We start from the raw sequence: 10,762 nt of genomic DNA, 5'->3' as shown, positions 1-10,762 counted from the left end.
AACATGAGCGCCCTTGACAACGCATTTAAAGAGTTGCGCCGCGTCCACAAAAAATTCGATATCGAAGGTAGCTTCGAAAAAAGCAGCCATGCCAACGCAAAATGGCCGCAGACGTTACCGCGCTCGGCAGAAACCGACTATTTCTACGATAACTGTGAGCCAGTTGATGTTGAAGTTGAAACCGGTTTGACGCCGATCTGCTTCTTCAACTTGAGCACTTTGGAAGACGGCCAAGTTGGCTATAAATGGGACGGCGATTCGAACAAGACCCAGGTAAATGGGAATTGGCCTGCTCAGTATCTGGTTTTCATGGATGACATTGGCGGCGGAAAACCGGTTATCGCCGTCACGGATACTGCCGGGACTCCAGTGTGGGCGAGCTACGATGTCGTCAAGCCGTTCAAGATTGCCGATTCCCTCGCTGATTTCCTCCTGGCATTCGCCAAAACTATCGAAATTGTTCATGGAAAATTCGACATTTTTGACATTTACAACGATGACGACGAGCTTTCCCCCAAGTTTGTAAAATTGCTGACCAAGGAAGTGAGCCCGTTGCTAGGTGAGGAAAACTTCGAACGCTTCTTCGATTACTTCTACGGCTAAGAAAGGTTGTTCCAAAGACAATGTACGGCCTGTCGATTGCCTTGAAGATTCGCGCATGAAAACAACGTTGATGAGCATGCCTTAACCACACGATGGCAGCTGATTGACTATGGAAAGTCTCAATAGAATCGGCACATCCCTGAGCACCACGCATGTCTGACGCACTCTGGGCCGCCCGCATGGGCGATGCGCTCTCCCATACTTCGATGATGGCCGACATCCCGGCGGTGTGCTGGAAGTGGCGACTAACATCGCGATAACGGCAGTGGCGACTGCGGCGGTGGTTGCCGCCACCGGGATTACCGTGGCCACTGGCGGGCTCGGTTGTTTCCTGCTGGGCGCCGTGGTGGGCACGGTTGTCGGCCTGGCCATGAGTTTGCGTGGGATGCAGGGGATCGGCTGACCGAGCAGCAAGACCTGGATGGCAGCGCCAAGCGCTACCGCTACGATCCGCTGGACAATGTGATTGCGGTGACCGCTGTTCCGGCCCCGTATGGCAGTGGTTTGGCCGTCGTTCCCGAGATACCGCCCGCGCCCATCGTCCATCGGCTGGAGCGCGACGCCCTTGGCCAGTTGCTCACCGAACAGAGCTCGGCGGGCGGCCTGCACCACCACTACGACGTGGTCGGCGCATCGCTAAAACCGAACATGACAGCAACGGTTATCCGTTGGGTGAAACCCGCTTTGATTGGCAGGGCTTGCGCCTGCGGCAAGAGCATCGGCATAGCCAGACCAGCCATGGTGCATGCCGAGGAGAATCGTTTGCGGCGCGCTCGTGGGATGGGACCCAATCAAATGCTTAAGCGCGGGAAGCTGGAGATTCGCCTCATGTCCCAAGCCATACACAACTCACTGGTCAAAACCGGCATCATCACGCAACAACAAGCCAGGACGGCGAGGCGCTCTGCCACGTCATTCGCCAAACGAAAAGGTTGTTTCTAAAGGATCACCGGCTATGGGTATCAATCAAATTATCCTCTCAGGGCAAGACCATAACCTTGGACAAATAGGCGGAGGTGCGTGGCTTACAGACCTTGAGTTGTGGCCTAAAGACCCGCAGACCGGTCAGCTTATGCTGCCGGTGATTACGATGACCTCAACGTTCTTGGACGTCCCATTCATACCCTCCGGGATGGCGCTTACTGTGTTCGTCTCCGTTGAGCGAACTGACGAAACGTACACACGATCGTCTGTACGAAAGTTGACTGTTCATCAACAAAGCGAGATGGAAAAGCTCCAACTTGGCCATAGTCAAGTTCTGCTTCACGCACTGGCGACTTCCGAACTCACACCCGCTGCGTTGGTTGATCCAATCCCGCGAACGTATATTGCCCAGCAACCGTTCACTCCCGAACAAATGGAGGAAGAATTGGAAGACCTGGACAGTGGCGCGAGTATCAGCAAGGCCCTTGGGCGCCCCGCATGGTTGCAAGACCCTTTGTATGAAAGCCCTCGCTACTATTTCTTGGCTCAACTCACCGACGCCGACATTGCAAAAATCAGCCCTAGTCACGAAGGAATATTCGGTGGAGGTATCGGCTATGTGTTCGCCGATAATCGAGCGAAAAAGCTGAAGGAAGGGGATGTGGGCGGCTATTTCCTAGTTCAATTCACCTGAGAATGCGATTAGGCGGGCTGGCTTAATCCGGCATACGCATCAGTACCCAACAAAAAAGGGCACCCGACCCAATCGGCGTGCCCATCTTCTTTACCGCCCCGCCTCCCTTCGAGACGGTACTGCGCGTTACGCGTTAACGGTATCTTTCAGCGATTTACCCGGCTTGAACGCAACCGTATTGCTCGCCTTGATTTTCACTGGCTCACCGGTTTGCGGGTTTTTGCCAGTGCGGGCGCCGCGGTGGCGTTGCAGGAAGGTGCCGAAACCTACCAGGGTGACGCTGTCCTTGCGGTGCAGGGCGCCGGTGATTTCTTCAAGAACGGCGTTGAGGACGCGGTTGGCCTGCTCTTTGGTGAGATCCGCTTTTTCAGCGATGGCGGCTGCGAGTTCTGGTTTACGCATATGTGAAGCCTCTTTGACGGTTTTTTGTTGTTATGTCCGTGCCACTCTCTGACGGAGCGGCGCCCAAAGCGCCGCAGGCTCTACTCTGCGGCAGACGGGAATGAGGATGGCATGCCGCCGGACGCCGCGCCAGTCTCGCGGCGACCTTTCTGAGGTGAAAAACATGCTTATTCCGACAGAACGACCGGTATTTACGCCAACAACGGCGGAAGTTCTTTATTGAGTGCCAGTTTTTCCATCACGGCCGCGCCGGTCAGCGCATAACCCAGCAAGCGGCCACTGGCGTCGCGGCACAGGGCCTTGATGTCGGCGCCTTGGCCTTCGACGCTCCATACACCCTCGGTGCCGCGTGGCGGGGGCGAGACCACCAGCGGGCAGGCCGGGGTTTTCACGGTGACGGGCATGGGGCCGTAGCTGACGGCGGTGGCGTTGCCGGCCAGGGTCTGGGCCAGGGCGCGGGCGCAGGTCATCAGGGGCATGACATACAGCAGGTTCAAGCCGTCGACCTCGGCGCAGTCGCCCAGGGCGTAGATATTGGCGTGGGAGGTCTTGAGGTGGCGGTCCACCATGATGCCGCGGTTGGTTTGCAGGCCGGCGGCGGCGGCCAGGTCGGTGCGCGGGCGCAGGCCGATGGCCGAGACCACCAGGTCGCAGGGGATCACTTTACCGCCCGAAAGATGGGCTTCAAGCCCGTTTGCCGTGCGTTGCAGACGGTTGAGCACCGGCCCTAGGTGGAAACGCGCGCCCAGGCTTTCCAGCCCGGCCTGCACGGCCGCGGCCGCCGCCGGGTGCAGCAGGGTCGGCATGACTTGCTCGCAGGGTGCAACCAGGTCGACTTCATAGCCGCCAAGCATCAGGTCGTTGGCGAATTCACAGCCGATCAGGCCGGCGCCGAGCAGCAGCACCCGGCGCTTGCCGGCTGCGGCGGTGCGAAAGCGCGCGTAGTCTTCGAGGTCGTTGATCGGGAAAATCAGTTCAGCCGCATCGCCCTCGACGGGCACCTGTACGGTCTGGGCGCCCCAGGCCAGGACCAGGTCGCGGTAAGCCACCGCCTCCTCGCCGATCCACAGGCGCTTGTGGCCTGGGTCAATGCCGCTGACACGCGTGTGGGTGCGCACTTGGGCCTTGAGCTGCTCGGCCATGGCGCCCGGTTCAGCCATGCTCAGGCCGTCGGCTTCCTTGTTTTTGCCAAAGCCGGTGGAGAGCATGGGCTTGGAGTAGGAACGCCCGTCATCCGCGGTGATCAGCAGCAAGGGGGTTTCGCTGTCGAGCTTGCGAAACTCCCGGGCCACGTTGTAACCGGCCAGTCCTGTGCCGATGATCACGACAGGTGCGTTCATTCCATTCTCCTTGTAGTACGTTTCTCAAATGTTCAGATCAGCCGATTTCGATCATTTCGAAATCCATCTTGCCCACGCCGCAGTCTGGGCACAGCCAGTCGGCCGGCACATCTTCCCAGCGCGTGCCTGGCGCAATTCCGTCATCCGGCCAGCCGTCTGCTTCGTTGTAAATAAGGCCACAGACGATACATTGCCACTTCTTCATTACTTGCTTCCTCAGGGTCCAGGCAGATTGGCCGGCGGTCGATGGATCCAGCGTTGCCGCACGGCTCAGGGCGTTTTGTACTGATCGGGGGCGCCAGATGCAAGCCTGATCGACGCAAGGCGCCGGTTCTGCCCGGCAAAAGTCCAAGGTGCCATGGTAAGCTCGCCGCCTCTTTTGCCGCCCATACTGACTCACCGTGCCGCATTCAATCGCCCTTCCCGATGCTTGCCGATGGCTGACCCAGAGCCGTCTGAGCCCTCTTCCCGCGCCTTTGGCCCTTGCCTGGCTGTTCGATGAAGGCTCGCTGACGCGACGGCTGACGCGGCTGTCAAACGATGGCTTCAGCGTGACGCCACTGTTCGAAGGCTGGCAGCCGCTGCGGGACGATGAGTGTGCCGCCCTTGAGCTTGCCCCGGCCACGGTAGGCTGGGTACGCGAAGTGTATTTGCGCGGGCATGGCCAGCCGTGGGTATTTGCCCGAAGCGTCGCATCACGCAGTGCCTTGCAGGGCGACGGCTTGCATATGGACGAACTGGGCAGCCGTTCGCTGGGGGAGTTGCTGTTCTGCGACCGCGCATTCACCCGGCGGGCGATCGAAGTGTGCCGTTATCCCCGGCATTGGCTGCCGACCGCCGACCAGGCCGACGAACTATGGGCCCGCCGCTCGCGCTTCGACCGTGGGGGGCTGAGCGTGCTGGTGGCGGAGATCTTCCTGCCGGGCTTCTGGCAGGCGCTGCATGACCATCCGGAGAACTGCTGATGTATCAACGCTTGCTCAAGTCCTTGAACCGCTTGAACCCCAGGGCCTGGGACTTTATTCAGTTGACACGCATGGACAAGCCCATCGGCATTTACCTGTTGCTGTGGCCTACGCTGTGGGCGCTGTGGATTGCCGGCAAGGGCTCGCCGTCGCTGGCTAATATCGTGATTTTCGTGCTGGGCGTGATACTCACCCGGGCCGGCGGCTGCGTGATCAACGACTGGGCCGATCGCAAGGTCGACGGCCATGTAAAGCGCACGGCACAACGCCCGTTGGCCAGCGGCAAGATCAGTTCAAAAGAGGCGCTGGTGTTCTTTGCGCTGCTGATGGGCATCAGTTTCCTGCTGGTATTGCTCACCAACGCCACCACCATCCTGCTGTCCCTTGGCGGCCTGGCGCTAGCGGCAAGCTACCCGTTCATGAAGCGCTACACCTATTACCCGCAGGTGGTGCTGGGCGCAGCGTTTTCCTGGGGCATGCCGATGGCGTTTACCGCCCAAACCGGTGATCTGCCGGCCACCGCATGGCTGTTGTACATCGCCAACCTGTTGTGGACGGTGGGTTATGACACTTATTACGCCATGACCGACCGCGACGACGACTTGAAGATCGGCGTGAAATCCACCGCAATTCTGTTCGGCGATGCCGACCGGGTGATCATCCTCACGTTGCAGGGCCTGGCGCTGGTGTGCCTGTTGCTGGCGGGCGTGCGGTTTGAGCTGGGCGGCTGGTTCCACCTGGGGCTGCTGGCGGCGGCGGGCTGTTTTGCGTGGGAGTTCTGGTATACCCGCGACAGGGACCGCATGAAGTGCTTCAAGGCGTTTTTACACAACCACTGGGCGGGGTTGGCGATTTTTGTCGGGATTGTGGTGGATTACGCGGTTCGCTGAGGTTTTGCAGTGCCTGGTCGGACCTCATCGGGGGCAAGCCCCCTCCCACAGAGGAACGCATTTCAAATGTGGGAGGGGGCTTGCCCCCCGATGCTTTCAGCGGCGCCGCAGGCTTATGGCTTGATGATGTGCCAAACCCCACCCTTGCCGTCACCGGTCTTGTCACCGGCCTTCTTGTCGTCCTTGTAGGTGTACACCGGCTTGCCTTTGTAAGCCCACTGGCTGGTCTGGTCATCACGTGTAATAACCGTCCAATCGCCCGTCTTTGTATCTGTGGATTCAGCCTTCAGCGGTGGCCAGTTGGTCGCGCATTGGTCCTTGCACGCCGACTTGCCGTCGGCATCTTTGTCGAAGGTATAGAGCGTCATGCCCTTGTGATCCACCAACATCCCCTCTTTAGTCATCGCCGGCTCTGCAGCAAACGCCAGGCCTGGCAGTGTCATCACCGCCGATAGCAGCAGGGCTTTCCAGGAAACAGTGCTGTAAGTCATCGGAACCTTCCTTTTGTGGTTGTCAGGATTCGGACCCAAAGGGTAGTCCAGAGTGCCGTGAATTGCCCGAGCGACTAAATTACTGTCACACGACTGCAATAATTCCGTTATCTAATGCGGCGCAAGACAGTTAAATGACAAGAGGATTTTTGAGCATGGTTGGCAGGAGCATTCTGATTGTTGACGACGAAGCGCCCATTCGCGAGATGATCGCCGTTGCGTTGGAAATGGCCGGCTACGACTGCCTGGAGGCGGAGAACTCCCAGCAGGCCCATGCCATTATCGTCGACCGCAAGCCGGACCTGATCCTGCTCGACTGGATGCTGCCCGGCACCTCCGGCATCGAACTGGCCCGCCGCCTCAAGCGCGACGAGCTGACCGGGGACATTCCGATCATCATGCTCACCGCCAAGGGCGAAGAGGACAACAAGATCCAGGGCCTGGAAGTGGGCGCCGATGACTACATCACCAAGCCCTTTTCTCCACGCGAGCTGGTCGCGCGCCTCAAAGCCGTACTGCGCCGTGCCGGCCCGACGGATGGCGAAGCGCCGATCGAAGTCGGCGGCCTGTTGCTGGACCCGATCAGCCACCGCGTGACCATCGACGGCAAACCTGCCGAGATGGGCCCTACCGAATACCGCCTGCTGCAGTTCTTCATGACCCACCAGGAGCGCGCCTACACCCGTGGCCAGTTGCTGGACCAGGTGTGGGGCGGCAACGTGTACGTGGAAGAGCGCACCGTGGACGTGCATATCCGCCGCCTGCGCAAAGCCTTGGGCGATGCCTATGAGAATCTGGTACAAACCGTGCGCGGCACCGGCTATCGCTTTTCCACCAAGGGCTGAGCCCGTCGCTTCGTGACTCAAGAGCCTGACTTAACAGCTGACAAGGACGCATGTTCAAGTGAACCAGAACTGGCATGGCACCCTGATCCGTCACATGCTTTTGTTGATTACTGGCTGCCTGTTGGTGGGGTTGATCAGTGGCTACTACGGGTGGAGCCTGGCTATCGGCATCGGCCTGTACCTGGGCTGGACCCTCAAGCAACTGTTGCGCCTGCATGAATGGCTGCGCCAGCACAAACCCGACGAAGCGCCACCCGACGGCTACGGCCTGTGGGGCGAGGTGTTCGACAGCATCTACCATCTGCAACGCCGCGACCAACGTGTGCGCGGGCGCCTGCAAGCGGTGATCGATCGGGTGCAGGAGTCGACCGCTGCGCTCAAGGACGCAGTGATCATGCTCGACAGCGACGGCAACCTGGAATGGTGGAACCGCGCGGCCGAAACCCTGCTGGGCCTCAAGACGCCCCAGGACAGCGGCCAACCCGTGACCAACCTGGTACGCCACCCGCGCTTCAAGGAGTACTTCGAGCAAGACAACTACGAAGAAGCCCTGGAGATCCCCTCGCCGACCAATGACCGCGTGCGCATCCAGCTCTACCTGACGCGCTACGGCAACAACGAGCACCTGATGCTGGTGCGCGACGTGACCCGCATCCACCAGTTGGAACAGATGCGCAAAGACTTCGTCGCCAACGTTTCCCACGAGCTGCGCACGCCATTGACGGTGATCTGCGGTTACCTGGAGACCCTGTTGGATAACGTTGACGAGATCAACCCGCGCTGGAGCCGTGCCCTGCAACAGATGCAGCAACAAGGTTCGCGCATGCAGACCCTGCTCAACGACCTGCTGTTGCTGGCCAAGCTGGAAGCCACGGATTACCCGTCGGACAACCAACCGGTGGCCGTGCAAAGCCTGTTGCAGACCATCAAGAATGACGCCAAGGCCCTGTCCGGCGAGCGCGGGCAACAGATCAGCCTGGAGGCCGACCCGGCAGTGATGCTCAAGGGCAGTGAGGGTGAATTGCGCAGTGCGTTCTCCAACCTGGTGTTCAATGCCGTGAAATACACCCAGGACAAGGGCACTATCCGCATCCGCTGGTGGGCCGACGCTCAAGGCGCGCACCTGAGCGTGCAGGACTCCGGCATCGGTATCGACGCCAAGCATTTGCCGCGCCTGACCGAACGCTTCTACCGCGTCGATTCCAGCCGCAACTCCAACACCGGCGGCACCGGGCTGGGGCTGGCGATCGTCAAGCATGTGTTGCTGCGCCACCGCGCGCGCCTGGAAATCAGCAGCGTGCTGGGGCATGGCAGTACGTTTACCTGCCATTTCCCGGCGACGCAGGTGACCCGTGCGCGCCTCGTCGGGAATGACGAATAACTCGAAACAACGCAAGACCCAATGTGGGAGGGGGCCCCTCCCACAGTGGATTTGTGTCGTTTTGGAGGGTGTATTCCACACCCCACCCGGCAGCAACCACTAGGCAAGCGCCCCATCAGCGGCTACATTGGCCGACTTGCGCCTGCCTTTCAGGCCCACCCGCCATCCCTTATTGACACACGGAACCTGCAAAACCCCATCATGGACCCTTCCCCTGGTATCACCTTCGCCACACTCTTCGCCGACTTCGGCATGATCCTTTTTGCTCTGATCCTGGTACTGCTCAACGGCTTTTTCGTTGCGGCGGAATTTGCCATGGTCAAACTGCGTTCGACCAGGGTCGAAGCCATCGCCCACACCAACGGCTGGCGCGGGCAGATCCTGCGCACCGTCCACAGCCAGCTCGACGCCTACCTGTCGGCCTGCCAGCTGGGTATCACCCTCGCCTCCCTGGGCCTGGGCTGGGTCGGCGAGCCGGCCTTCGCGCACATCCTCGAACCGCTGTTGGGCGCCGTGGGCGTCGAATCGCCGGAAGTGATCAAGGGCGTGTCGTTCTTTGCGGCGTTCTTCGTGATTTCCTACCTGCACATCGTGGTCGGCGAACTGGCGCCCAAGTCCTGGGCCATTCGCAAGCCTGAGCTGTTGTCGCTGTGGACGGCGGTGCCGCTGTACCTGTTCTACTGGGCCATGTACCCGGCGATCTATCTGCTCAACGCCAGTGCCAACGCTATCTTGCGTATCGCCGGCCAAGGCGAGCCCGGCCCGCACCATGAACACCATTACAGCCGTGAAGAACTCAAGCTGATCCTGCACTCCAGCCGTGGCCAGGACCCGAGCGACCAAGGCATGCGCGTACTGGCTTCGGCGGTGGAAATGGGCGAGCTGGAAGTGGTGGATTGGGCCAACTCCCGGGAAGACCTGGTGACCCTGGACTTCAACGCCCCGCTCAAAGAGATCCTGGCGCTGTTCCGCCGCCACAAATTCAGCCGCTACCCGGTGTATGACGCGGTGCGCAACGAGTTCGTGGGGCTGCTGCACATCAAGGACCTGCTGTTGGAACTGGCAGCCCTGGACCACCTCCCCGAGTCGTTCAACCTGGCCGAACTGACCCGCCCACTGGAGCGTGTGTCGCGCCATATGCCGTTGTCGCAGTTGCTGGAGCAGTTCCGTAAGGGCGGCGCGCACTTCGCCCTGGTGGAAGAAGCCGACGGCAAGATCATCGGCTACCTGACCATGGAAGACGTGCTGGAAGTGTTGGTGGGCGATATCCAGGACGAACACCGCAAGGCCGAGCGCGGCGTCCTGGCCTACCAGCCGGGCAAGCTGCTGGTACGCGGCGATACGCCGTTGTTCAAGGTGGAGCGCCTGTTGGGTGTGGACCTGGACCACATCGAAGCGGAAACCCTGGCCGGGTTGATCTACGACACGCTCAAGCGCGTGCCAGAAGAAGAAGAAGTGCTGGAAGTCGAAGGCCTGCGCATCATCATCAAAAAGATGAAAGGGCCAAAAATCGTGCTGGCCAAGGTGCTGCTGCTGGACTGACCCTCAATTGCCCAACGCAAAGTTGGGCAATGCGCCGACGGGTTGGTTGAACTCATACGGGATCGACACCAACCCCGCCTCGGTGGCCCGCTGCACCACAAAGTGCAGGTGCGGCCCGCTGCTGTTGCCGGTATTGCCCGATAATGCCAGCGGGCTCCCCACCGCCACGCGCTGCCCCGCCCTCACACTGACCGACCCTTGCTTGAGATGCAGGTACACGCCTTGGGTGCCGTCATCGTGCTGCACCCGCACAAAATTGCCCGAGGCATCATTGCCGCGCCCCGCCTGCTCGTTCTCGACCTTCACCACCACCCCGCTGCGCGCCGCAATGATCGGCGTGCCTTCGGGCATGGCAATGTCCATGGCGTAGCGGCTCTTGGCGTCGGTGTGGCTGAAGCTGCCGTTGGGGCCTTGGGTCAGGCGGAACGGGCCGCCGCGCCAGGGTAAGGGGTAACGGTAGGCTTGCGGTCGGTAGAGGGGTTTTGGCATGTCGAGCACCGGTCGTCTTACACGCTCGACTCGGCGCTCATGCAGCTCAAACGCTTGAGCGCCCGGGGTGTGCCGGTCGCTGAAAAACACCACGCCATTGGCGTCGGTGGATTTGTAGAGGGTCATGGCCAAGGTCGAGGTAGTGACCGAGGCCAGCCCGCAGCACAGTAAAAGGCGAAGGAGCATGGTGTGAACC

Annotated in this window: 13 protein-coding genes and 1 pseudogene; 9 read left to right on the top strand and 5 right to left on the bottom strand. The window is 60.4% G+C overall.

Annotated features, from left to right (window positions below):
- Positions 1-3: 3 nt before the first annotated feature.
- The 4 genes and pseudogenes from AB4O23_RS04625 (at position 4) to AB4O23_RS04610 (ending at position 2,221) form a co-directional block, all read left to right on the top strand.
- Positions 4-603: a hypothetical protein gene (locus AB4O23_RS04625; protein WP_017530588.1), complete on the top strand. Its 600-nt coding sequence runs from the start codon at positions 4-6 to the stop codon at positions 601-603.
- 152 nt (positions 604-755) lie between these two features.
- Positions 756-988: pseudogene (locus AB4O23_RS04620) on the top strand (hypothetical protein); the annotation flags it as partial.
- 86 nt (positions 989-1,074) lie between these two features.
- A complete protein-coding gene (locus AB4O23_RS04615) occupies positions 1,075-1,545 on the top strand; it encodes a hypothetical protein (protein WP_460062421.1) in 471 nt (156 codons plus the stop codon).
- Positions 1,546-1,558: 13 nt separating this feature from the next.
- The gene (locus AB4O23_RS04610; protein WP_017528586.1) at positions 1,559-2,221 is read left to right on the top strand and encodes a hypothetical protein; all 663 of its coding nucleotides are present in this window, start codon (positions 1,559-1,561) and stop codon (positions 2,219-2,221) included.
- Between the two features lie 126 nt (positions 2,222-2,347).
- Here the strand turns inward: AB4O23_RS04610 and AB4O23_RS04605 are convergent, their stop codons facing one another.
- The 3 genes from AB4O23_RS04605 to AB4O23_RS04595 all read right to left on the bottom strand — a co-directional run bounded on the left by AB4O23_RS04605 (position 2,348) and on the right by AB4O23_RS04595 (position 4,168).
- Complete coding sequence (locus AB4O23_RS04605) at positions 2,348-2,623, bottom strand: HU family DNA-binding protein (protein WP_003176958.1); 276 nt, start codon at positions 2,621-2,623, stop codon at positions 2,348-2,350.
- Positions 2,624-2,814: 191 nt separating this feature from the next.
- Entirely contained in the window at positions 2,815-3,963 is a 1,149-nt protein-coding gene (locus AB4O23_RS04600; protein ID WP_065879240.1) for an NAD(P)/FAD-dependent oxidoreductase, read from the bottom strand.
- 37 nt (positions 3,964-4,000) lie between these two features.
- Complete coding sequence (locus AB4O23_RS04595; RefSeq protein WP_017528588.1) at positions 4,001-4,168, bottom strand: rubredoxin; 168 nt, start codon at positions 4,166-4,168, stop codon at positions 4,001-4,003.
- A gap of 196 nt (positions 4,169-4,364) precedes the next feature.
- Between AB4O23_RS04595 and AB4O23_RS04590 the strand changes: the two genes are divergently transcribed.
- Positions 4,365-4,928 (top strand): chorismate--pyruvate lyase family protein, encoded by a 564-nt coding sequence (locus AB4O23_RS04590; RefSeq protein WP_065879239.1) that lies wholly within the window; start codon positions 4,365-4,367, stop codon positions 4,926-4,928.
- On the top strand, positions 4,928-5,818 hold the full coding sequence (gene ubiA / locus AB4O23_RS04585; protein ID WP_017528590.1) for a 4-hydroxybenzoate octaprenyltransferase: 891 nt from the start codon (positions 4,928-4,930) through the stop codon (positions 5,816-5,818). The genes AB4O23_RS04590 and ubiA overlap by 1 nt, the downstream gene beginning before the upstream one ends.
- Before the next feature lie 113 nt (positions 5,819-5,931).
- On the opposite strand, the gene AB4O23_RS04580 is transcribed toward ubiA, so the two are convergent.
- Positions 5,932-6,309: a COG4315 family predicted lipoprotein gene (locus AB4O23_RS04580; RefSeq protein ID WP_017528591.1), complete on the bottom strand. Its 378-nt coding sequence runs from the start codon at positions 6,307-6,309 to the stop codon at positions 5,932-5,934.
- A gap of 155 nt (positions 6,310-6,464) precedes the next feature.
- On the opposite strand from AB4O23_RS04580, the gene phoB reads away from it, so the two are divergent.
- The 3 genes from phoB (at position 6,465) to AB4O23_RS04565 (ending at position 10,077) form a co-directional block, all read left to right on the top strand.
- Complete coding sequence (gene phoB, locus AB4O23_RS04575) at positions 6,465-7,154, top strand: phosphate regulon transcriptional regulator PhoB (protein ID WP_003176964.1); 690 nt, start codon at positions 6,465-6,467, stop codon at positions 7,152-7,154.
- Positions 7,155-7,248: 94 nt separating this feature from the next.
- Positions 7,249-8,535 carry a phosphate regulon sensor histidine kinase PhoR gene (gene phoR / locus AB4O23_RS04570; RefSeq protein ID WP_241665008.1) on the top strand — a complete coding sequence of 429 codons (1,287 nt, stop codon included), beginning with the start codon at positions 7,249-7,251 and terminating at the stop codon, positions 8,533-8,535.
- A gap of 201 nt (positions 8,536-8,736) precedes the next feature.
- Complete coding sequence (locus tag AB4O23_RS04565; RefSeq protein WP_017528593.1) at positions 8,737-10,077, top strand: hemolysin family protein; 1,341 nt, start codon at positions 8,737-8,739, stop codon at positions 10,075-10,077.
- Between the two features lie 3 nt (positions 10,078-10,080).
- Here AB4O23_RS04565 and AB4O23_RS04560 read toward each other — a convergent pair whose 3' ends face one another.
- A complete protein-coding gene (locus tag AB4O23_RS04560; RefSeq protein WP_068936561.1) occupies positions 10,081-10,752 on the bottom strand; it encodes a M23 family metallopeptidase in 672 nt (223 codons plus the stop codon).
- Positions 10,753-10,762: the final 10 nt, after the last annotated feature.

The sequence above is a fragment of the Pseudomonas sp. H2_A10 genome (genome assembly GCF_054680085.1).
This window is presented reverse-complemented; position numbering and strand designations above follow the sequence as displayed.